Below are 23,473 nucleotides of genomic sequence, written 5' to 3' on the forward strand. Positions count from 1 at the left end.
CGGGGGGGGGGCGGCCGCGGCGCCGTCCCCCCCCCCCCCGCCCTGCTGCTCCGGTTCCCCCATTTTTTTCGGGGGGGGGGTGGTGGGGGGGGCTGCGGCGCCGGGGGTGGGCCCGCCGGCCGCGGCCGGCGACGGGCGCCTCCACCCCCCCCCCGCGCCGGCCGCCCCCGCCCCCCCCGACGGAGGCGGGGGTGTTGACGGCGGCGAGGGAGACGCGGTCGTCCTGCCCGTCGAGCAGCGGCAGCACCTCCTCCTCGCTCGCCTGGAGGGAGCACATCGCGCCGCCCTGGGGCAGGGCGGCCATCAGCCGGCCGCGTGCCGCTACGAGCGTGCAGGCGTCCTCCAGGGAGAGCACGCCCGCGACGTGGGCGGCGGCGAGTTCGCCGATGGAGTGCCCGGCGAGGTAGTCGGGGCGCAGGCCCCAGGACTCGGCGAGCCGGAAGAGGGCGACTTCGAGGGCGAAGAGGGCGGGCTGGGTGTAGGCGGTGTCGTCGAGCAGGGCGGCCTCGTCGGTGCCCGGCTCGGCGAGGAGGATCTCGCGCAGCGGCCGGTCGAGTTCGAGGTCGAAGCGGGCGAGGACGGCGTCGAGGGCCTCGGCGAAGACGGGGTGGCGGTCGTGGAGCTCGCGTCCGGTGCCGGGGCGCTGGCTGCCCTGGCCGGTGAAGAGGAACGCGAGGCGGCCGCGCCCGGACCGGCCGGTGAGCAGGGCGCCGTCGGGCGTGCCGTCCCGGAGGGCGGCGAGGGCCCGGTGGAGCGTGTCACGGTCGTCGGCGACGACGGCCGCGCGGTGGTCGAGGGCGGTCCGTGAGGTGGCGAGCGCGTGGGCGAGGTCGGCGAGCGGCAGGGCGGGCCGCTCGTCCAGGAGGGACAGCAGGCGCCCGGCCTGGGCGCGCAGGCCCTCGTCCGTACGGCCGGAGAGCACCAGCGGCACGTTCGTGGGACCGGCCTCGGTGACCTCGGCCGGCTCCTGCGGCTCGTCCTCGACGGGCAGTTCGAGGACGGTGTGGACGTTGGTGCCGCTGAGGCCGAAGGAGGAGACGCCGGCGCGGCGCGGGCGGCCGGTCGTCGGCCACTCCCGCTCCTCGGTGAGCAGCTGGATGCCGCCCGAGGTCCAGTCGACGTGGGTGGAGGGCCGGTCGATGTGGAGGGTGCGGGGGACGCTGCCGTGGCGCATGGCCATGACCATCTTGATGACGCTGGCGACGCCGGACGCCATCTGGGTGTGGCCGATGTTGGACTTCACCGAGCCGAGCAGCAGCGGGCGGTCGGCCGGGCGGTCGTGGCCGTAGGTGGCCAGCAGTGCCTGGGCCTCGATGGGGTCGCCGAGCTTGGTGCCGGTGCCGTGGCCGTCGACGACGTCGACGTCTGCGGCGGCCACGCCCGCGTTGGCGAGGGCCTGGGCGATGACGCGCTGCTGGGACGGGCCGTTGGGCGCGGTCAGGCCGTTGGAGGCGCCGTCCTGGTTGACGGCGGAGCCACGGATGACGGCCAGCACCTGGTGGCCGTTCTTCCGGGCGTCGGAGAGCCGCTCGACGAGGACGAGGCCGACGCCTTCGGCGAGGCTCATGCCGTCGGCGGCCTCCGCGTAGGCCTTGCAGCGGCCGTCGGCGGCCATGGCGCGCTGGCGGCTGAAGCCGACGAAGGCGTTGGGGGTGGCCATGATGCTGACGCCGCCGGCGAGGGCGAGGGTGCTCTCGCCGTTGCGCAGCGACTGGCAGGCCAGGTGCAGGGCGACGAGGGAGGAGGAGCAGGCGGTGTCGAGGGTGACGGCCGGGCCCTCGAAGCCGAAGGTGTAGGACAGGCGGCCGGACAGGACGCTGGAGATGGTGCCGGTGATCAGGTGGCCCTCGTTGCCCTCGGGGGACGCCGGGCTGCTGTAGTCCTGGTAGCTGGCGCCGATGAAGGTGCCGGTGCTGCTGCCGCGCAGGGTGGCGGGGTCGATGCCGGAGCGCTCCAGGGCCTCCCAGGCGGTCTCCAGCAGCAGTCGCTGCTGCGGGTCCATCGCGAGGGCCTCGCGCGGGGAGATGCCGAAGAAGGAGGCGTCGAAGTCGGCGACGTCGTGGAGGAAGCCGCCGCGCGTGGAGTAGGTGCGGCCGGGCCGGTCGGGGTCGGGGTCGTAGAGGCCCTCGGCGTCCCAGCCTCGGTCGACGGGGAACTCGGTGATGGCGTCGCCGCCCGCGGCGACGAGGTCCCACAGCTGTTCGGGGGTGCCGATGCCGCCGGGGTAGCGGCAGCTCATGCCGACGATGGCGATGGGCTCGTCGTCGGCGGCCGCCCGGACGACGGCGGCCGTCTCGGTGCGGGCGCCCGCGATTCGGCCGCGGAGGAACGCGACGAGCGCGAGCGGGGTCGGGTAGTCGAAGACCATGGTGCTGGGCAGGGTGAGCCCGGTGACGTTCGACAGCCGGTTGCGCAGGTCGACGGCGGTCAGCGAGTCGAAGCCGACCTCGCGGAAGGCACGCTGCTCGGAGAGGACGTCGGGCGAGGCGTGGCCGAGGACGGTGGCGGCCTCGCCGCGCACCAGGTCCAGCAGCACCCGGTCCTGCTCGACGGCGGGCAGGGCGAGGAGCCGGGCGGTGAACTCGCTGTCGCCGGTGGAGGTGGTGGTGCTCTCCTCCGTCAGCTTCCGGACCTCGGGCACGTCCTCGAAGAGGTCGGTGGGCCGGCCGGAGGTGAAGACGGGGTGGTAGCGCTCCCAGTCGACGTCGGCGACGCAGAGGACGCTCTCGTCGTCGTCGAGGGCCCGGCGCAGGCCGGTGAGGGCCGCGCGCGGGTCCATGAACTCCAGGCCGCTGCGGCGGATGGCGCCGGGGTCGACGCGGCCGAGTTTGAGGTCGTCGGCCCAGATGCCCCACGAGACGGCGGTGGCGGTGGCGCCCCGGGCGCGGCGGTGCTCGGCGAGCGCGTTGAGGTAGGCGTTGCCCGCGACGTAGGCGGCGTGCCGGCCGCTGCCCCACATGCCGGCGGTGGAGGAGTAGAGGACGAACGCGTCGAGCTCGTCGTCGTCGAGGAATTCGTCGAGGTGGCGGGCGCCGGACACCTTGGCGTCGACGACCTTGGCGAAGGCCTCCAGGCTCGTCTCCTCGATGGAGGCGAGCTCGATGACGACGGCGGTGTGGACGACGGTGCGCACGGTGTGCCCGTCGGCCTTGAGGCCGTCGAGCATCGCGGCGACGGCGTCGCGGTCCGTCAGGTCGCAGGCGACGACGGAGGCGTCGCAGCCCGCGTCGGTGAGCTCCTGGACGAGTTCGGCGGCGCCGGGCGCGGCCATGCCCCGGCGGCTGGTGAGGACGACGCGTTCGGCGCCCTGCTCGGCCAGCCAGCGGGCCAGGTGCGGGGCGAGGGTGCCCGTGCCGCCGGTGACGAGGGTGGTGCCGCGCGGCGTCCAGGTGCGGGCGGGGGACGTCCCGGACGTGGCGCGCGTGACGCGGCGGACGAGGACGCCGGAGGCGCGGACGGCCAGCTGGTCCTCGCCGGTGCGGCCGGTGAGGACGGCGGCGAGCCGTTCGCCGGCGCGCCGGTCGAGGGTCTCGGGCAGGTCGACGAGACCGCCCCAGCGCTGGGGGTGTTCGAGGGCGGCGGTCCAGCCCAGGCCCAGGATCTGGGCCTGGACGGGCCGGGTGAGCCGGTCGGAGCGGCCGGTGGCGACCGCACCCCGGGTCAGGCACCACAGGGGCGCGTCGATCGCGGCGTCGCCGAGGGCCTGGACGAGGGTGACGGTCAGGGCGAGCCCGGACGTGAGCGCCGGGTGGCCGGAGCTGGGCTCCTCGGCGGCGGCGAGCAGGGACACCACGCCCGTCAGGTCCGTGGCACCGTCGAGGCCGGTGAGGCGCTCGGTGAGGGTGGCGCGGTCGAGGCAGGCGTCGTCGAGGACGAGCGTGCGGACGTCGGCGCCGTGCGCGGCGAGCGCCTCGGTGACGTCGTCGCCGGGCAGGCCCTCCGCGGTGACGACGAGCCAGGTGCCGGTGAGCGCGGCCGTGGGCAGGCCGGTCAGCGGCTTCCAGGTGGCGCGGTAGCGCCAGGAGTCGACGGTGGACTCCTCGCGGCGGCGCTTGCGCCAGGTGGCGAGGGCGGGCAGCACCGGGGCCAGGGCGGCCCCGTCCAGGCGCAGGCCGGCGGCGAGGGCGTCGACGTCCTCGTCCTCGACGGCCGCCCAGAAGGCGCTGTCGGCCGGGTCCGCCTCGGCGCCCGCGCGCTGCTGCTCGCGGATCGCCCACAGGTGTTCGCGCTGGAAGGCGTACGTGGGCAACTCGACGCGGCGGGCGCCGCCGCCGGCGAGGACGGGCGTCCAGTCGGCGCGGACGCCCCGGACGTACGCCTCGGCGAGGGAGGTCAGGAACCGGTCGGTGCCGCCCTGGTCGCGGCGGAGGGTGCCGAGGGCGGTGGCGCGGGCGCCGGTGTCCTCGGCGGTCTCCTGGACGGCCATGGCCAGCACGGGGTGGGAGCTGACCTCGACGAACACGCCGTGCCCGGTGCCCAGGAGGGTGCGGACGGCGGGGTCGAAGCGCACGGTCCGGCGCAGGTTTCGGTACCAGTAGGCGGCGTCGAGGGGGGTGTCCCCTGTCAGCCAGTCGCCGGTGACGGTGGAGAGGAACGGCACCTGGGGGGCGTTCGGGCGGACGGGGGCGAGCGCGGCGAGGAGCTCGTCCTCCAGCAGCTCCACCTGGGCGGAGTGGGAGCCGTAGTCGACGGCGATGCGCTTGGCGCGGACGTCCTCGGCCGTGAGCCGGTCCATGAGGGCGTCGAGCGGGGCGGCGGGTCCGGCGACCACGACGGAGCGCGGGCCGTTGACGGCGGCGATGGACACCTCGTCGCCGAGGGCGGCGAGACGGTCCTCGACATCGGCGGCGGGCAGCGGCACGGAGACCATGCCGCCGGTGCCCGCGAGGACCCGGGCGATGGCCTGGCTGCGCAGGGCCACGACGCGGGCGGCGTCGGTCAGGGAGAGCGCGCCGGAGACGGCGGCCGCGGCGATCTCGCCCTGCGAGTGGCCGACGACGGCGTCGGGGACGACGCCGTGGGCGCGCCACAGCTCGGCGAGCGAGACCATCACGGCCCAGGAGGCGGGCTGGACGACGTCGACGCGGTCCAGGGAGGGGGCGCCCTCGGTCTGCCGGAGGACGTCGAGCAGCGACCAGTCGGTGAAGTCCGACAGGGCGGCGGCGCACTCGGCGAGGCGCTCGGCGAAGACCGGGGACTCCTCCAGCAGCCGGGCACCCATGCCGGCCCACTGGGAGCCCTGGCCGGGGAAGACGAACACGGTCTTGCCGTCGGCGTCGGCGACGCCCTGGACCGCGCCGGGCGCCGACTGGCCCTCGGCGAGGGCGCGCAGCGCGGCCGCCGGGTCCTGGCCGGGGCCGGCGAGGACGACGGCGCGGTGGTCGAACAGGGCGCGGGAGGTGAGGAGGCTGTGGGCGACGTCGGCGGGACGTGCCTGGGCGAGGTCCCGGAGCTCGGCGAGCCGGGCGGCCTGGCCGCGCAGCGCGCCCGGGGTACGGGCGGAGAGCACCCACGGCACGACGGCCGGGTCCTGGGGGGCCTCCTCCGGCACCTCGGCGCCGGAGGGGGGCGCCTCTTCGAGGATCGCGTGGGCGTTGGTGCCGCTGATACCGAAGGACGACACGCCGGCGCGGCGGACGCGCTCGCCGCGCGACCAGTCCACGCCCTCGCCGAGCAGGGAGACCGTGCCGGGGCTCCAGTCGACATGCGTGGTCGGCTCGTCGGCGTGAAGGGTGCGCGGCAGGACGCCGTTGCGCAGCGCCATGACCATCTTGATGACAGCGGCGACACCGGCGGCCGACTGGGTGTGGCCGATGTTGGACTTCACCGAGCCGAGCAGCAGCGGCCGTGCGGGGTCACGGTCCTGGCCGTAGGCGGCGTGGAGGGCCTGGGCCTCGATGGGGTCGCCGAGGGCGGTGCCGGTGCCGTGCGCCTCGACGGCGTCGACGTCCCCTGCCGAGAGCCCGGCGTTGGCGAGGGCCTGGCGGATGACGCGCTGCTGGGCCGGTCCGTTGGGGGCGGTCAGGCCGTTGGAGGCGCCGTCCTGGTTGATGGCCGAGCCGCGGATGACGGCGAGGATCTCGTGGCCGTTCTTCCGGGCGTCGGAGAGCCGCTCCAGGACGAGCACGCCGACGCCCTCGGCGAGGGTCATGCCGTCGGCGGCCTCCGAGAACGCCTTGCAGCGGCCGTCGCCCGCGAGGGCGCGTTGCTTGCTGAAGGCGATGAAGGGGGCGGGGGTGGTCATGACGGTCGCGCCGCCCGCGAGGGCGAGGGTGCTCTCGCCGTTGCGCAGCGACTGGCAGGCCAGATGCAGGGCCACCAGCGAGGAGGAGCAGGCCGTGTCGACGGTGACGGCGGGGCCTTCGAGACCGAAGAGGTAGGCGAGGCGGCCGGAGAGGACGCTGGGGCTGGTGCCGGTGACGGCGTGCCCGGCGGCGGCGCCGTCGTCGAGGCCGAGGCCGTACTCCTGGTAGGTGGAGCCGATGAACGTGCCGGTGACGCTGCCGTGGACGGTGGCGGGGTCGATGCCGGCCTGTTCGAAGGCCTCCCAGGTGGTCTCCAGCAGCAGGCGCTGCTGCGGGTCCATGGACACGGCCTCGCGCGGCGAGATGCCGAAGAAGCCCGCGTCGAACTCGCCCGCGTCGTGGAGGAAGCCGCCCTGGGTGGAGTAGGTGGTGCCGGGGTGGTCGGGGTCGGGGTGGTGGAGGCCGGTGTCCCAGCCGCGGTTGACGGGGAAGTCGGAGATGGCGTCGACGCCGCCCTCGATCAATTCCCAGAACTGCTGGGCGGAGCGGACGCCGCCGGGGAAGCGGCAGCTCATGCCGACAATGGCGACGGGCTCGTCGAAGCCCCCGGCGGGCGCGGCGGCCGGGGCGGCCGCCGCCCGCCCGGCGCCCAGGAGTTCGCCGCGCAGGAAGCGGGCGAGGGCCAGCGGTGTCGGGTAGTCGAAGGCCATGGTCGCGGGCAGGGCCAGACCGGTGACGCCGGCCAGGCGCTTGCGCAGCTCGACGGCGGTCAGCGAGTCGAAGCCGGCGTCGCGGAAGGCCCGGCGCCCGTCGACGGCCTCTGCGGAGGCGTGGCCGAGGACGACGGCGGCCTCGGCGCGCACCAGGTCGGTGAGCAGCCGCTCCTGCGCGGCCTCGTCCAGGCCGTGCAGCCGCCCGGCGAACTCGGGCGCGGCGGCGTCGGCGGCCCGGTCCGGGGTGGACAGGGCGCGGACGTCGGGGAGTTCGTCGAAGAGGACGCTGGGGCGGACGGAGGTGAAGACGGGGTGGTAGCGCTCCCAGTCGATGTCGGCGACGGTCACCGTGACGTCCTGCTGGACGACGGCGCGGCGCAGCTCGGCGAGGGCGGCGGCGGGGTCCAGGAAGCGCAGGCCGCTCTGCCGGAGGCGGTCGGCGACGGCCTCGTGGGTGGCCATGCCGGCCTCGGCCCAGGGGCCCCAGGCGATGGAGGTGGCGGGCAGGCCGCGGGCCCACCGGTTCTCGGCGAGGGCGTCGAGGTAGGCGTTGGCGGCGCCGTAGGCGCTCTGCCCGGCGCTGCCCCACACTCCGGCGACGGAGGAGAAGAGGACGAAGAAGTCCAGGTCGTGGTCGGCGAGCAGGGCGTCCAGGTGGGCGGCGCCCAGGAGCTTGGCGGCCATGAGGGCGGTGGCGTCGGCCAGGGAGGTGGCCGTCAGGGGCGCGGCCTGGCCGACGCCGGCGGCGTGCACGACGCCGGTCAGGGGGTGCTCGTCCGGGACAGTGGCCAGCAGGGCGGCCAGCGCGTCGCGGTCGGCGATGTCGCAGGCGGCGAGGGTGACGCGGGCGCCCAGTTCCTCCAGTTCGGCGCGCAGGGCGTCGGCGCCGGGGGCGTCGGGGCCGCGGCGGCTGGTGAGCAGGAGGTGTCCGGCGCCGCTGCGGGCGAGCCAGCGGGCGACGTCGGCGCCGAGCGCGCCGGTGCCGCCGGTGACGAGGACGGTGCCCTCGGCGGTGAAGGCGTCGGCGGGCGGCAGGTCGGCCGCCGGGCGGCGGACGAGCCGCCGGCCGAGCGTGCCGGTGGCGCGCAGGGCCAGCTGGTCCTCGCCGCCGCGCGCGGCGAGCGCGCTGACGAGCCGCTGGACCACGGGCGCGTCCAGGACGGGCGGCAGGTCGATCGTGCCGCTCCAGCGGCGCGGGTCCTCCAGGGCGGCCACCCGGCCCAGGCCCCAGGAGGCGGCCTGGAGGGGGGCGGCGAGCGGGTCGTCGGGGCCGGTGGTGACGGCGCCGCGGGTGAGGGTCCACACGGGCGCGGTCAGGGCGGCGTCGCCCAGCGCCTGGGTGAGGACGACGCCCAGGGCGAGGCCCGTGGGCAGCCGGTCGCCGAGGGGGCGGCCGGGCCGGTCGGCCAGCGGCAGGAGGGAGAGCACGCCGGCGATGTCGCCGGACTCGCGCAGGCGGTCGGCGAGGGCTTCCCGCTCCTCCCCCGCCGGGTCGAGGCCGAGGCGCTCGAACTGGGCGCCGTGGCCGCGCAGCGCGTCCACGATCTCGTCGGTGTCCACGCCGTCGGTGGTGACGACCAGCCAGGTGCCGTCCAGGACGGGGGCGGCGGCCGCCTGGACGGGCCGCCACTCGACGCGGTAGCGCGTGGCGTCCAGCAGCGCCTTCTCCTGGCGCTGCTGGCGCCAGGACGACAGGGCGGGCAGCAGGGCGTAGAGGGAGGCGTGCTGTTCGTCGCGCAGGCCGAGGAGCCCGGCGATCCCGGAGGCGTCGCCGCGTTCGACGGCGCCCCACAGCTCGGCGTCGGCCGGGTCGGCGGCCACGGCGGCCGCGAGGGCCTCGGGGGCGGCCTCGGGCCAGTAGCGCTCGTGCTGGAAGGCGTACGTGGGCAGGTCCACGGCCTCGGCGGCGGGCGCGGTGGTGCCGGCGAGGACGGCGGTCCAGTCCACGGCGGCGCCGCGAACGTGGAGGCGGGCCAGGGCGGTCGTGGCGGCCCGCTCCTCGTCCCGGCCGGCGCGCAGCAGCGGTACGACGTCGACGCCGGTGTCCGTCTCGTCGCCCAGGACGTCCTGGGCGAGGGCGGCCAGCACCCCGTCGGGGCCGACCTCGAGGAAGGTGGCCGCGCCCAGGGCGCGGGCGGCGCGGACGCCGTCGGCGAAGCGGACGGTCTCACGGACGTGGCGGACCCAGTGGTCCGGGGAGCACAGCTCGTCGGCGGTCGCGGGACGGCCGGTCAGGTTGGAGACGACGGTGACGGCCGGGGCGGTGTAGGTGATCTCGGCGGCGACCCGCCGGAAGTCCTCCAGCATCGGCTCCATGAGCGGCGAGTGGAAGGCATGGCTCACCCGCAGTCGCCGGGTCTTGCGCCCCAGCGCGGCGAAGTGCCGCTCGACCGAGTGGACCGCGCCGGTGTCACCGGCGATGACGACGGCGTCGGGGCCGTTGACGGCGGCGAGGGACAGCTCGTGCTCGCGCCCGGCGAGCAGCGCGGCGACCTCGTCCTCGCCCGCCCGCAGGGAGACCATCGCGCCACCTTCCGGCAGCGCCTCCATCAGGCGGGCGCGGGCGGCGACGAGCTTGCAGGCGTCCTCCAGGGAGAACACCCCGGCGGCGTGCGCCGCCGCGATCTCGCCGACGGAGTGGCCGAGCAGGACGTGCGGGCGTACGCCCCAGGAGCGCAGCAGCCGGTGGAGAGCGACTTCGAGGGCGAACAGGGCGGGCTGGGTCCAGCCGGTGCGCTCCAGCAGCTCCGCCTCGGGGCTGCCTTCCTCGGCGAAGAGGACGTCCCGCAGCGGGCGGTCCAGGTGCGGGTCCAGGGCTGCGGTGACCTCGTCCAGGGCCTCGGCGAAGGCGGGGAAACGGGCGTACAGCTCGCGGCCGGCGCCGGGGCGCTGGCTGCCCTGGCCGGAGAACAGCAGGGCGAGTTCGCCGGCGGAGCCGGTCTCGCCCTCGACGAGGGCGGCGTCGGGCCGGTCGTTGGCGAGCGCGGCGAGCGCGCGCAGCAGCTCGTCCCGGTCGCCGACGACGACGGCCCGCTGGTCGAATGCGGAGCGGGTCGTGGTGAGCGCGAGGGCGGTCGCGGCCGGGTCCAGGGCGGGGTCGGAATCGGCGAAGGCGTACAGGCGGGCGGCCTGTTCGCGCAGCGCGGCGCGGCTCTTGGCGGAGAGCGTCCACGGCACGACGGCCGGGGCGACGGCGGGGTCCGGGGCGACAGCGACCCTGGGAGCCTCTTCGAGGATGACGTGGGCGTTGGTGCCGCTGATACCGAAGGACGACACGCCGGCGCGGCGGGCCCGGCCCGCGTCGGGCCACGGCGTCTCCTCGGCGAGCAGCCGGACGGCGCCGGCCTCCCAGTCCACGTGGGTGGACGGCACATCGGCGTGGAGGGTGCGGGGCAGGACGCCGTGGCGCATGGCCATGACCATCTTGATGATGCCGGCCACGCCCGCGGCGGCCTGGGTGTGGCCGATGTTGGACTTCACCGAGCCCAGGAGCAGCGGCAGTTCCTCCGGCCGGTCCTGGCCGTAGGTCGCGAGCAGGGCCTGGGCCTCGATGGGGTCGCCGAGGGTGGTGCCGGTGCCGTGGCCCTCGACGGCGTCGACGTCGGCGGTGCCCAGACCGGCGCCGGCCAGGGCCTGGTGGATGACGCGCTGCTGGGACGGTCCGTTGGGGGCGGTCAGGCCGTTGGAGGCGCCGTCCTGGTTGACGGCCGAGCCGCGGACGACCGCGAGGACGCGGTGGCCGTTGCGGCGGGCGTCGGAGAGCCGCTCCAGGACGAGCATGCCGACGCCCTCGGACCAGCCGACGCCGTCGGCCGCGTCCGAGTAGGCCTTGGAGCGGCCGTCCGGGGACAGGCCGCGCTGGCGGGAGAACTCGATGAGGGACGTCGGCGTGGACATCACCGTCACACCACCGGCCAGCGCCAGCGAGCACTCCCCCGCGCGCAGGGCCTGCATGGCCCAGTGCATGGCCACCAGCGAGGACGAGCAGGCGGTGTCGACGGTGACGGCCGGACCCTCCAGGCCCAGGACGTAGGACACGCGGCCGGAGGCGATGCTGGGCGAGGTGCCGCTGCCCTGGAAGCCCTCGAAGCGCTCGTCGGCGAGGTGGGCCGCGTAGTCGTTGTACATGACGCCCGCGAACACGCCGGTGCGGCTGCCGCGCAGCCCCACCGGGTCGATGCCGGCGCGCTCGATCGCCTCCCAGGACGCCTCCAGCAGCAGGCGCTGCTGGGAGTCGGTGGCGAGGGCCTCGCGGGGGCTCATGCCGAAGAACGCGGGGTCGAAGTCGGCGGCGTCGTGCAGGAAGCCGCCGAAGCGGGTGTAGGTGGTGCCGAGGTGGTCGGGGTCCGGGTGGTAGAGGGCGTCGAGGTCCCAGCCGCGGTCGGTGGGCAGGCCCGAGATCGCGTCGGTGCCCTCGCTCACCAGCCGCCACAGGTCCTCGGGCGAGGCGACGCCGCCGGGGTAGCGGCAGCTCATGCCCACGATGACGATGGGGTCGTGGTCGGCGGCGGCCTTGGGGGCGGCCGCGGGGGCGGCGGTGTCCGTGCCCATGAGCTCGGCGAGGACGTGACCGGTCAGCGCGGTGACGGTCGGGTAGTCGAAGACGACGGTGGCGGCGGTGCGCAGCCCGGTGACGGCGCCGAGGCGGTTGCGCATCTCGACGGCGGTGAGCGAGTCGAAGCCCAGCTCCTGGAACGGGCGGTCGGGGTCGACGTCGTGGGCGCTGTCGTGCCCGAGCACGGCGGCGACCTGAGTCCGGACGAGGTCGCGCACCAGCGCGGTACGGCCCTCCTCGTCCAGGACGGACAGCCGCTGGACGAGGCCCACGGCGGTCTCCGCTCCGGAGACCGCGGAGCGGCGCACGGGGGTGCGGATCAGGCCGCGCAGCAGCGGCGGCACGTCGCCCTGGAGGCGCAGCACGGACAGGTCGAGGCGGACGGGCAGGAGGACGGGCGTACGGGAGGAGAGCGCGGCGTCGAAGAGCGCGACGCCCTGTTCCTCGGTGAGCGCGGGCGTGCCCCGGCGGGCCATCCGCTCCAGCTCGGCGCCGGACAGGCCGCCGGTCATGCCGGCGGCGGGCGCCCACGGGCCCCACGCGAGGGACAGGGCGGGCAGGCCCTGGGCGTGGCGGAGCCGGGCGACGGCGTCGAGGAAGGCGTTGGCGGCGGCGTAGTTGCCCTGGCCGGGCGCGCCGACGGTGCCGGAGAGGGAGGAGAAGACGACGAAGGCGTCGAGGTCGAGGGCCTTCGTCGCCTCGTGGAGGTTCCAGACGGCGTCGGCCTTGGGCCGCAGGACCGCGTCGAGGCGCTCGGGGGTCAGCGACTCGATGACGCCGTCGTCGAGGGCGCCGGCGCTGTGCACGACGGCGGTGACGGGGTGCTCGGCGGGGACGGCGGCCAGCAGGCGTCCGACGGCGTCCGCGTCGGCGAGGTCGCAGGCCTCCAGGGTGACGTGGGCGCCGAGTCCGGCCAGTTCGGCGCGGAGCTCCTCGGCGCCGGGGGCGTCGGCGCCCCGGCGGCTGACCAGCAGCAGCCGGGTGACGCCGCGTTCGGCGACCAGGTGCCGGGCGAGGACGCGGCCCAGGCCGCCGGTGGCGCCGGTGAGGAGGACGGTGCCGTCGGGGTGCCAGGCGTTCTCCCGCGCGCGGGGTGCCTGGGCCCGGGCGAGCCGGGCGCCGAGGAGCGTACCGGCGCGGACGGCGGCCTGGGGCTCGGTGACACCGAGGGCGCCTTCGGGGAGGAGGGCGGCGGGGTCGGCGGAGACGCCGGCGTGGGCGGGGGCACCGGCCCCGGAGGGAGCGCCAGCCTCGGCGGGGGCACCGGCCCCGGCAGAGACGTCGGGCTCCGCCGGGTCGAGGTCGAGGAGCCCGAAGCGGCCCGGGTGCTCGGTCTGTGCGGAACGCACCAGGCCCCAGACGGCGGCGGCCGCCGGGTCGACGACCTCCTGCCCGTCGGTGGCCACCGCGCCCCGGGTGACGAACACCAGCCGGGACTGCTCGTACCGCTCCTCCGCGAGCCACGTCTGAAGCAGCTTCAGCGCGGTAGCGGTGAGGGTGTGCGCGGCGGCGGCCGCGTCGCCGAGGCCACTCACGATGGGCACGAGGACGAGCGCGGGCACATCATCGGCGGCGTCCAGCGACGCGAGCGCAGCCGCGCCCGCGGCCTCGGCGAGGCCGAACACGTCCGGCCCGAGGACGGCGGCCGGCGCGGGCGCGGCGGCCGCCCGGTCCCGCAGCGGGGACCAGCGCAGCTCGAACAGCGCGTCGCGGACGATGGGCGCGGCGGCGGCCGACTGCTCGTCGGGCAGGGCGCGCAGGACGAGCGAGCCGACGGAGGCGACGGGGGCGCCCGTGGTGTCGGCGACGGCGATGGAGACGGCGTCGTCCCCGGCCCGGGACAGCCGGACGCGGACCGTGGTCGCGCCGGAGGCGTGCAGGGACACGTCCTGCCAGGAGAAGGGCAGGCCGCCGCGCCCCTGCTCGCCGAGGCCGAGGAAGGCCGAGGCGTGGAGGGCGGCGTCGAGCAGCGCGGGGTGGATGCCGAAAGAGCCGGCGTCGGCTCCGGAGTCCTCGGGCAGGGCCACCTCGGCGCAGATGTCGTCGCCCGTGCGCCACGCGGCCCGCAGGCCCTGGAACAGCGGGCCGTAGCCGAAGCCGGTGGCGGCGAGTTCGTCGTAGAAGCCGTCGAGGTCCAGCGGCCGGGCGCCGGCGGGCGGCCAGGCGGCGTCGAGGCCGGTCCGGTGCTCGTCGGGGGCGAGGACGCCGGTGGCGTGCTGGGTCCAGGGAAGTTCCTCGGCGCCGTCGGGGCGCGAGTGGAGGCTCAGTTCGCGGCGGCCGGTCACGTCGGGGCTGCCGACCCACACCTGGACCTGGACGCCGCCCTGCTCGGGCAGGACCAGGGGCGCGGCCAGGGTGAGTTCCTCGACGCGCGCGCAGCCGACCTCGTCGCCCGCGCGGACGGCCAGCTCCAGGAAGGCGGTGCCGGGCAGCAGCACGGTGCCGCGCACGGCGTGCTCGGTCAGCCACGGGTGGGACTGGAGGGAGAGCCGGCCGGTGAGCAGCAGCCCGTCGGAGTTGGCTATGGTCACGGCCGCCGCGAGCAGCGGGTGGTGGGCGGCGCCGAGCCCGGCGGCGCGGACGTCCCCGCCCTGGGTGACGCCCTTGGGCCAGTAGCGGCGGCGCTGGAAGGCGTACGTGGGCAGGTCGACGCGGCGGGCGCCGGTGCCGGTGAAGTAGCCCTCCCAGCGCGGGGTTATACCCCGGACGTGGAGTTCGGCGGCGGCCGCGGTCACGGCCCGGGTCTCGGGGCGGCCGGCGCGCAGCAGCGCGACGGTGGCGGGCGCGGTGCCCTCGGCCCGCTCGTCGGTGTCGAGGCAGTCGCGGGCCATGGCGGACAGGACGCCGTCGGGGCCGAGTTCGAGGTAGGTGCCGGTGCCGTGGGTGTCGAGCCAGGCGATCGTGTCGGCGAAGCGGACGGTGTCGCGCGCGTGGCCGGCCCAGTGGTCGGGCGAGGTGAGCTGCTCGACGGTGGCGAGCGCGCCGGTCACGGAGGAGACGACGGGGATCACCGGCGCCTGCGGGTCGAGTCCGGCGACGACGGCGCGGAACTCCTCCAGCATCGGCCGCATCAGCGGCGAGTGGAAGGCGTGCGAGACGCGCAGTTCCTTGGCCTTGCGGCCCTGGGCGGTGAAGTGCTCGGCGACGGCGGCGACGGCGGCCGCCTCGCCCGCGACGACGACGGCGCGGGGGCCGTTGACGGCGGCGAGGGAGACGCTCTCGCTCCGGTCGGCGAGCAGCGGCAGGACCTCGTCCTCGCTCGCCTGGAGGGAGACCATCGCGCCGCCGGTGGGCAGGGCCTGCATCAGCCGGCCGCGCGCGAGGACCAGCGTCGCGGCGTCGGCCAGCGAGAACACTCCGGCCACGTGGGCGGCGGCGATCTCGCCGACGGAGTGCCCGGCGAGGAAGTCGGGCTTGACGCCCCACGATTCGGCCAGCCGGAACAGCGCGACCTCAAGGGCGAAGAGGGCGGGCTGCGCGTAGCCGGTCTCGTTGAGGAGCCCGGCCTCGGGGGTGCCCTCGGCGGCGAACAGGAGCTCGCGCAGGGGCCGGTCGAGGCCGGGGTCGAGGTGGGTGAGGACCTCGTCGAGGGCCTGGGCGAACACGGGGAAACGGGTGTAGAGCTCGCGGCCCATGCCGGGGCGCTGGGAGCCCTGGCCGGTGAAGAGGAAGGCCAGCTTGCCGCGGCCGCTCTGGGTGGCGCCCTGGGTGAGGGCGGCGGACGGTTCGCCGGCGGCCAGCGCGGTGAGCGCGGCGATCGCCTCGTCACGGTTGGCGGCGGTCACCACGGCGCGGTGCTCGAAGCCGGAACGGGAGGTGGCCAGGGACCGGGCGACGTCGGCGGGGTCGAGGGCGGGGGCGGCGGCGAGGAAGGCGAGGAGACGGTCGGCCTGGGCGCGCAGGGCCTCACGGGTGCGGCCGGAGACGAGCCAGGGCAGGACGTCGACGTCGGCGCGGCTCTCCGCGGCCTCCTCGGCGTACTCCGGTGCCTCTTCCAGGATCGTGTGGGCGTTGGTGCCACTGAGGCCGAAGGAGGAGACGCCCGCGCGGCGCGGCTGGTCGCCCTTGGGCCAGGGGGTGGCCTCGGTGAGGAGCCGTACGGCGCCCTCCGTCCAGTCGACGTGCGAGGACGGGGCGTCGACGTGGAGGGTCTTGGGCAGCAGGCCGTGGCGCATCGCCATGACCATCTTGATGACGCCGGCCATGCCGGCGGCCGCCTGGGTGTGGCTGATGTTCGACTTGACCGACCCCAGCAGCAGCGGGCGGTCCTCGGGACGGCCCTGCCCGTAGGTGGCCAGGAGCGCCTGGGCCTCGACGGGGTCGCCGAGGGTGGTGCCCGTGCCGTGCGCCTCGACGACGTCGATCTCGTCGGCCGAGAGGCGGGCGCTGGTCAGGGCCTGCTCGATGACGCGCTGCTGGGAGGGCCCGTTGGGGGCGGTGAGGCCGTTGGAGGCGCCGTCCTGGTTGACGGCGGAGCCCCGGATGACGGCGAGCACCTGGTGCCCGTTGCGGCGGGCCTCGGACAGCCGCTCCAGGACGAGCACGCCGACGCCCTCGGACCAGCCGGTACCGCTGGCTGCGTCGGCGAAGGAGCGGCAGCGGCCGTCGGCGGCGAGCCCGCCCTGGCGGCTGAACTCCACGAAGGTGGTGGGGCTGGACATCACCGTGACGCCCGCGGCCAGTGCCAGGGAGCACTCGCCCTGGCGCAGGGAGTGGGCGGCCAGGTGCAGCGCCACCAGGGACGACGAGCAGGCGGTGTCCACGGTCACCGCGGGCCCGACGGCCCCGAAGAAGTAGGACAGCCGGCCCGAGAGGATGCTGGTGGCGTTGCCCGTGAGGGTGAAGCCCTGCACATCGTCGTCGGGGCCGGTGCGGTAGTCCTGGGGCATGGACCCGACGAACACACCGGTCCGGGTGCCCCGGACCGACGCCGGATCGATGCCGGCCCGCTCGAAGGCCTCCCAGGAGGACTCCAGCAGCACCCGCTGCTGGGGGTCCATGGAGAGGGCCTCGCGCGGCGAGATGCCGAAGAACCCGGCGTCGAACCGGGGCGCGTCGTGCAGGAACCCGCCGAAGAACTCCTCGGTTCCGTCGGTCATCAGCTCCCAGCCGCGGTCGCCGGGGAAGCCGGTGATGCCGTCCTCGCCGGCCACGAGCATGGACCAGAGCTCCTCGGGGCTGGTCACGCCCCCGGGGAAGCGGCAGCTCATGCCCACGATCGCGATGGGCTCCCGGGCGGCCGCCTCCAGCTCGCCCACCCGCTGCCGCGTGCGCTTGAGATCCGCGCTCGCCCGCTTGAGGTAGTCCCGGAGCTTCTGTTCCTTGTCCATCTCAACTCAACCCATCTCAAGACCGGCGGACAGCAGAGGAATTCGCTGTGGGCATCCGGCACTCGGGATGGCTGATCCACAGTCGACGTGAGTCATCTGGGCGCCCCGCGTTCGACGGGGCGCCTGCTCGACTTCCCGCACGCCACGCGCTCAGTGTCGGCGGGCGTGGCCATGGAATTCCCTAGAGTCGGCCGACTCGGTCCGCTCCGGGCAGTGCGACGGGTGTGAGCAGGGGTGTTGGCGGGGTACTGGCGACGAGCCCCGGCGGGCCTACCAGTTCGCCGCGGCGAGCAGATCGCCGTATTCGCGCTCGCGGCCGGCCTGGCGGACGTCGGACTCGACCATCATCCGCATCAGCTCCGGGAAGTCCACCGAGGGCTCCCAGCCCAGCCGTTCACGGGCGTTGCTGTGGTCGGCACAGAGCGTCTCGACCTCGGCGGGCCGCACCAGCGCGGGGTCGACGACGACGTGCTCCTCCCAGTCCAGGCCCACGCACTCGAAGGCGATGCGTGCCGCCTCGCGCACGGAGTGCATCTGTCCGGTGCCGATGACGTAGTCGCCGGGCTCGTCCTGCTGGAGCATCAGGTGCATGGCGCGCACATAGTCCCCGGCGAAGCCCCAGTCGCGCACGGCGTCGAGGTTGCCGAGCGACAGCTTGTCCTGGAGCCCGAGCTTGATCTGGGCGACGGCCAGCGAGATCTTCCGGGTGACGAACTCCGCGCCACGACGCGGCGATTCATGGTTGAAGAGGATGCCGGAGACGCCGTACATCCCGAAGGACTCGCGGTAGTTCTGGGTGATGTAGTGCCCGTAGGTCTTGGCGACGCCGTAGGGGCTGCGGGGGTGGAAGGGGGTCCGCTCGTTCTGCGGGCTCTCGACGACCTTGCCGAACATCTCCGAGGAGGACGCCTGGTAGAACCGGATCTGCCCGGACCCGTCCGCCCTCGCGGACGACCCGCTCAGCCCGCTGACCATCCTGATGGCCTCGAGCATCCGCAGCACGCCGGTGCCGTTGACCTCGGTGACGAGCTCGGCCTGCTGCCAGGACATGGGCACGAAGGAGATCGCGCCGAGGTTGTAGACCTCGTCGGGCTGGACGAGATCCACGGCGGACACCAGGCTGGCCTGGTCCATCAGGTCCCCGTGGACGAACTGGAGGTCCGGGATCAGCTTGCTCACCCGGTCCTTCCGGGGGTTGGCCTGCCCCCGGTTCAGCCCCCAGACCTGGTACCCCTCGGAGAGCAGGTGCTGGGCCAGGTACGACCCGTCCTGCCCCGTGATTCCGGTTATCAGCGCGCGCTTGGACATACAGTCCCCTTTCGCAGTGCTCGGCAGGGTCACGGAATCACGCATGGGGCTAAGGAATTTCCGAGACTTCGGAAAGGAGCAGGGGCGGACGGCCCCACCGACGTGATGGTGGCCGCCCGCCCCGGGCATGCGATCAGGTCCTGCGACGTCAGTCGCCGAGGACCTCCAGCGTGACCTCGGTGAGGCCCCGGTCCGTGTCGGCGATCCGGGCGAAGGCCCCTCGCGTCAGGTCGATGCAGCGGCTGGTGTCCGTGGGACCGCGGTCGTTGATTCTCACGGTGACGGACTCGCCGTTCTCGGCGTTGGTGACGCGGACCTCGGTGCCGAACGGCAGATCGCGGCTCGCGGCGGCCATCGCCTCGGAGTCGAAGGGCTCACCGCTGGCGGTGGGCCAGCCCGGCGGAATCTCGCCCGGCGCCCCGTACCAGGAGGCGGTGCAGGTCTGCGGCTCGCTGTCGGCGTGCGCCGGCACGGAGACGACGGTGGTGAGACCGGCGGCCAGCGCGGCGACGGCGAGCGTACGGCCGAACAGGGAGCGTACGGAAGTGGACATCGGAGTGTTCATCCCATCTGAGTGGTGGTCGTGATGACGGCGGGGAACGAAACGGCCCGGCAGGCCGTCAGCCCAGGACGGCCGGACGGTCGTCGTAGTAGCCGTTGTTGGAGAGGTCCTCGAGAATCCGTCCCATGGCCTCGACGCTCTGGCTGCGGTCGTTCTCCTGCGAGCCGTCGTGCATGAGGATCACTCCGCCGTCCTGGAACGCCCGCTTGTAGTTCTGGAAGATCGCGTCGGCGCCGGGCCGCCGCCAGTCCTCGGTGTCGACCGACCAGCCGATCGGCTGCATGCCCTGGCTCGCGGCGTACTGCTTGGCGTCCTCCGTCCAGCCGCCCTCCGGCGCCCGGTAGAAGTCGATCGACGCACCCGGCGCGGCGGCGCGGATGGCGTCCGACGCCTCTTGGATGTCGGCCCGCTGCTGGTCCGGGCTCTGCGTCGTGGGGTTCACATGGTGCATGGAGTGGTTGCACAGGCCGTGCCCTTCGTCCACGATCCGCCGGATCAGGTCCGGGTACTGGCGCGCGTGATCCCCGATGACGCAGAAGGTGGCCTTCACCTCGCGCTCCTTGAGCAGGTCCAGGACCTGGTTGGTCCAGGTGGGGCTGGGGCCGTCGTCGATGGTCAGGGCGAACGAGCGGCTGCCCGCCCCGGAGGCGGTGGCGGTGACCACGTCGGTGGTCGCGGCCGACGCCGTGCCGGCCGCCGTCACGAACGCGGCGGCCATGGCGGTGGCGACCCAGGCGCCCTTGAGCACGGTGCGCATCGTTGTCATGGTTCTCTTCCCTCTCGCTGCCGGCCGGGTCGGCCGGCGGAACGGACGAGAGCTTGGAAGCCTGCGATCGCCACGCGCTAAACGCCCGCTCAATCCCGGATAAACAGCCTCATGGGCATCGGCGCACCCACAGGTCACACGCACGCGCTGCCGCGGGCAACCGGCCGGATCGCGACGGCGTCTCCACCACTACCCCCGGGCCGTGCGAGGCTGAGGGGCTCGGGATGCTGGATCGCAGACAGGGGATGAACGTGGACGACATACGCGGGTCGGCCGGGGTGACGGAGGCGGCACCGCACCGGCCGCCCCGGCCGACGACGACCCCGCGAGGACTGATGGACCTACGGGGGCGGGACGGCATCCCGGTCACCCTGTCCTACCCGGCGGGCGCCGCACTGGTCGTCTCTGGTCTGCCCGGCAGCGGCAAGAGCACCCTGCTGCGGCGCCTGTCCGGGGCCGCCCCGGCCGTGGACCCGCGCACGGTCCACGAGGCGTGCGAGGCCGTGATGCCCGCCTGGCTGCCGTACGCCGTGTACCGGCCCTGGGCCCGTGTGGAGTACTTCCGGTGGCTGCGCGCGGAGGTGCGCGGGGGCCGGCCGTTCCTGGTGCACGACTGCGGCAGCCGGGCGTGGATGCGCCGGTGGCTGGCGCGGGAGGCGGCACGGCAGGGGCACGAGCTGCATCTGATCCTGCTGGACGTGACCGCGACGGAGGCCTTGGCCGGGCAGGACGCCCGCGGCCGGTGGGCACCCCGGCGCGTCTTCGACAAGCACCGCAGGGGGCTGGACCGTTTGTTGAGCGAACTGTCCGGGGGCTCGCTGCCGGAGGCGGCGTCGGTGGTGCTGCTGGACCGGGTGTCGCGGGGGCGGGTGGCGGCGGTGGAGTTCGCGCCGGGCGGCGGCCCGGGGCCGACGGCGCGGGAACTGCCCGCGGTGCTGCGCGCGATGAACACGACCGCCTAAGCGATACCGCGCCCCGTAAGGGGCCCGAGGAACCGCGCGACCGGCCCCCACCGGCCCGCGGCAACCGGATCGCGATCCCGGCGGAGCGTTGAGAAGGCACTCACAACTCGATCTCCCTCCCGTCGGAGGGAATCTCCACCGGCAACCCGCCAAGGGCCGCACGCTCGGGGGACGCCGGATCGGCAAGCGGGTTGGTGTTGTTGAGGTGCGTGTAAAGGCAGCGGACACCACCGCGGCCACGAAGCCGTACGAGCGTGCCGTCGGGCCCGTCGACAGGCAGGTGGCCCATCGCGCGGGCACCGCTCCCCCGGCTGCCGGTCGCCCGGGCCATCTCGTCCTCGCTCCAGAACGTGCCGTCGAGGATCAGACAGCCCACCCCGGCGAGGGCGTCGTCGAGGGCGTCCGGCCAGCGGGCGAGGGAGGGCGCGTAGACGGCTGCGGCGCCGGTGGCGGTGTCGTCGAACCGGTAGGCGACGGCCCAGGGTCCGGGGGCGTCGCACCCGGAGGCGTACCGGGGCCGTTTGTCGCTGACGGGGACGGCGGTCACCCGTAGCCGCCCGCCGTCCAGGAGCAGAGGCCCGGAGCCCACCGCGTGCCAGCGGGCGGAACCGTAGGGGGCGAGCAGGGTACGGAGCGGGAACGGCCCGTCCAGCGCGGCCAGGACGGCGGGCGGGGCGTACAGGTCGAGGGCGGCGCCCTCGCGCAGGGCCAGCAGGCCGGCGGTGTGGTCGAGTTCGCCGTCGGTGAGGAGGACGCCGCGCAGCGGGGTGTGCCGGGTGCCGTCGGGCGGGGCGAGGCCGGGGGCGGCGAGGATCTGGGCGCGGACGTCGGGTGAGGCGTTGACGAGGTACCAGGCGTCCGGGGAGACGGAGACTGCCAGGCATTCCTGGGTGCGCCAGGCGTGGGGCCCGGCGGCGCGGGCCCGGGAGCAGCCGGGGCAGGCGCAGTTCCACTGCGGCAGACCGCCGCCGGCCGCGGTGCCCGGAATCCGCAGCCTCATGCCCGGTACGGAAGCGTGTCGGGGACGGTTTCAGCGTCCTGCACGAGGGTGCGTACGAGGGTGTGGTGCGGGGAGAGCCGGCAGGCCGGGTCGGTGGCGGCGGGGTCGCCGGTGAGCTGGAAGGCCTGGCAGCGGCAGCCGCCGTGGTCGGTCTCCTTGAGCGGGCAGCCACGGCATGGCTCCGGCATCCATTCCGTGCCCCGGAAGCGGTTGAAGGCGGGGGAATGGAACCAGATGTCGGCGAGTGGCGCCCCCTGGACGTTGGGTACGTCGAGGCCGGGGATGCGCGCGGCGGCGGGGCAGGGCAGGACGTCGCCGCTGGGTGTGACGGTGAACTGGCGGCTGCCCCAGCCGTGCATACAGGGTTTGGGGACGCCGTCGTGGAGGTCCGACCGCACGTAGACGATCTCCGGTCGGCCGTCCGGACGGGCTTCGCGGACGAGGCGTTCCGCCGCGTCGAGCTGCGCCCGGGTGGGCAGCAGGGAGCGGAGGTTGAGCAGGGCGGAGCCGTAGTACTGGGCGTTGGCGAGTTCGAGCCGGTCGGCACGCAGCCGTACGGCCAGGTCGATGAGTTCGCCGGTGCGGCCGATGTTGGCGCGGTGCAGAACGACGTTGAGGGTGAGGGGTAGGCCGGCTTCCTTGACCAGCCGGGCGGCGGCGAGTTTGCGCTGGTGCGCGGGGTGGCCGGCGATGGCGTCGGCGGCTGCGGTGCCGGCGTCCTGGAGGCTGATCTGGATGTGGTCGAGGCCGGAAGCGAGAAGGCCGGCCAGCCGGTCGTCGCTCAGACCCTGCCCGCCGGTGACAAGGCTCGTATAGAGCCCGATGCGATGCGCGTGGGCGACGAGACCGGGCAGGTCGCGGCGTAGGAGGGGCTCTCCGCCGGAGAGATGGACCTGGAGCACTCCGAGAGCACGGGCTTGGTCGAGTACCCGGCACCACTGTTCGGTGGTGAGCTCGCCGGTGCGCGAGTGGGGGCCGACGGGGTTGGAGCAGTAGCCGCAGCGGAGGGGGCAGCGGTAGGTGAGCTCGGCGAGCATGCCGAGCGGCCTATCCATGGGAGGTCACTTCCCCTGTGGGCTCGATCAGCCGCCGCCGGGCCAGCGCGTCGAGAAAGCTCCGCAGGTCGTGCAGGGGGACGACGGTGTACGTGCGGCACATCACGGCGGCGATCGCGGCCACGTCGGTACTCCCGTCGCAGAGGGCGAGCACGCGGGCACCCGTCTCGTTGAGGAGTAACACGCCCTCGGGGTGCAGCAGAACGCCGGTGTCCCGGACCGAATCATGGGCCAGCCGCACACCCGGCCGCAGGCGCCAGTAAGTCACCTTCCCTGCCCCGCGTGTTCGTGCTCAAGGGAATCGAGAATGCTCCACAGCACCTCGCATTTGAAGCCGAGCGCGGCGAGGGCGGCGTCCTGTTGTTCGCGGGTGACGCAGTGCGTGGTGACGAGGGTGAGGGCGTGGCCGGCGTCGTCGGCGGCGGTGTCGGGGCGGGCCTCGTGGTAGCGGTGGCCTGAGGGGGCGATCCAGGGGTAGTGGGTGCGCAGGGCGGTGAGGCGGGTGCGCATGAGGGCGGGTGAGAAGAGCTCGGTGAGGGAGGCGGCGACGGCCTCGGTCCAGGGCCGGGTGCGGGCGAAGGAGACGTACGCGTCGGTGGCGAAGCGCACCCCGGGCAGGACATGGCGTTCGTCCAGCACCTCGGCACGGGTGAGCCCGGCGGCTTCGGCGAGGTCGAGCCACTGTACGTGCCCGCCGGCCCGTCCGCCGCTGCCGTCCTGGTCGGCGATGCGCCGCACCCAGCGTCGGCGCACTTCGGCGAGGGGGCAGTTGGCGATGATGGCGGCGTCCTTCTGGGGCAGCCATTTCTGGTAGTACCAGCGGTTGGCGATCCACTGCCGCAGCTCGTCCGGCGCGAGACGCCCCTCGTGCAGCCGGAGGTGGAGGGGGTGGGTGTGCCAGTACCGTTCCTCGTGCGCGCGGAGGGCGGCGGTGAACTCCGCGGTGCTGCGGGCCTCCGGGGCGGTCATGGTGGGGT

Annotated in this window: 9 protein-coding genes; 1 reads left to right on the forward strand and 8 read right to left on the reverse strand. The window is 75.0% G+C overall.

Translation table 11 applies throughout. From position 1 onward, the window contains the following. The 4 genes from AB0E98_RS14505 to AB0E98_RS14520 form a co-directional block, all read right to left on the reverse strand. Nucleotides 1–16,843 (reverse strand): type I polyketide synthase (locus AB0E98_RS14505; protein ID WP_361702141.1); only part of this gene is annotated, 16,843 nt, incomplete at its 3' end. A gap of 270 nt (nucleotides 16,844–17,113) precedes the next feature. Further along, nucleotides 17,114–18,151 carry a GDP-mannose 4,6-dehydratase gene (locus AB0E98_RS14510; protein WP_361702143.1) on the reverse strand — a complete coding sequence of 346 codons (1,038 nt, stop codon included), beginning with the start codon at nucleotides 18,149–18,151 and terminating at the stop codon, nucleotides 17,114–17,116. A 148-nt stretch (nucleotides 18,152–18,299) separates the two neighbouring features. Continuing rightward, entirely contained in the window at nucleotides 18,300–18,704 is a 405-nt protein-coding gene (locus tag AB0E98_RS14515; protein WP_361702145.1) for a septal ring lytic transglycosylase RlpA family protein, read from the reverse strand. 67 nt (nucleotides 18,705–18,771) lie between these two features. Beyond that, the gene (locus tag AB0E98_RS14520; protein ID WP_361702147.1) at nucleotides 18,772–19,479 is read right to left on the reverse strand and encodes a polysaccharide deacetylase family protein; all 708 of its coding nucleotides are present in this window, start codon (nucleotides 19,477–19,479) and stop codon (nucleotides 18,772–18,774) included. A gap of 224 nt (nucleotides 19,480–19,703) precedes the next feature. Here AB0E98_RS14520 and AB0E98_RS14525 point away from each other — a divergent pair, with 224 nt between their 5' ends. Beyond that, entirely contained in the window at nucleotides 19,704–20,441 is a 738-nt protein-coding gene (locus AB0E98_RS14525) for an AAA family ATPase (RefSeq protein WP_361702149.1), read from the forward strand. A gap of 100 nt (nucleotides 20,442–20,541) precedes the next feature. Here the strand turns inward: AB0E98_RS14525 and pqqB are convergent, their stop codons facing one another. From pqqB to pqqC, 4 genes are read right to left on the reverse strand one after another with little or no spacing between them, the layout of a single operon-like run. Then, entirely contained in the window at nucleotides 20,542–21,441 is a 900-nt protein-coding gene (gene pqqB / locus AB0E98_RS14530; RefSeq protein ID WP_361702151.1) for a pyrroloquinoline quinone biosynthesis protein PqqB, read from the reverse strand. Then, on the reverse strand, nucleotides 21,438–22,496 hold the full coding sequence (gene pqqE / locus AB0E98_RS14535) for a pyrroloquinoline quinone biosynthesis protein PqqE (protein WP_361702152.1): 1,059 nt from the start codon (nucleotides 22,494–22,496) through the stop codon (nucleotides 21,438–21,440). Before pqqE ends, pqqB begins: the two co-directional genes overlap by 4 nt. Next, nucleotides 22,489–22,764 carry a pyrroloquinoline quinone biosynthesis peptide chaperone PqqD gene (pqqD, locus tag AB0E98_RS14540; RefSeq protein WP_361702153.1) on the reverse strand — a complete coding sequence of 92 codons (276 nt, stop codon included), beginning with the start codon at nucleotides 22,762–22,764 and terminating at the stop codon, nucleotides 22,489–22,491. The genes pqqE and pqqD overlap by 8 nt, the downstream gene beginning before the upstream one ends. Then, entirely contained in the window at nucleotides 22,761–23,465 is a 705-nt protein-coding gene (gene pqqC, locus AB0E98_RS14545; protein ID WP_361702155.1) for a pyrroloquinoline-quinone synthase PqqC, read from the reverse strand. Before pqqC ends, pqqD begins: the two co-directional genes overlap by 4 nt. Nucleotides 23,466–23,473 lie beyond the last annotated feature (8 nt).

The organism is Streptomyces sp. NPDC037389 (assembly GCF_040636475.1).
GTDB classification, from domain to species: Bacteria; Actinomycetota; Actinomycetes; order Streptomycetales; family Streptomycetaceae; genus Streptomyces; species Streptomyces hesseae.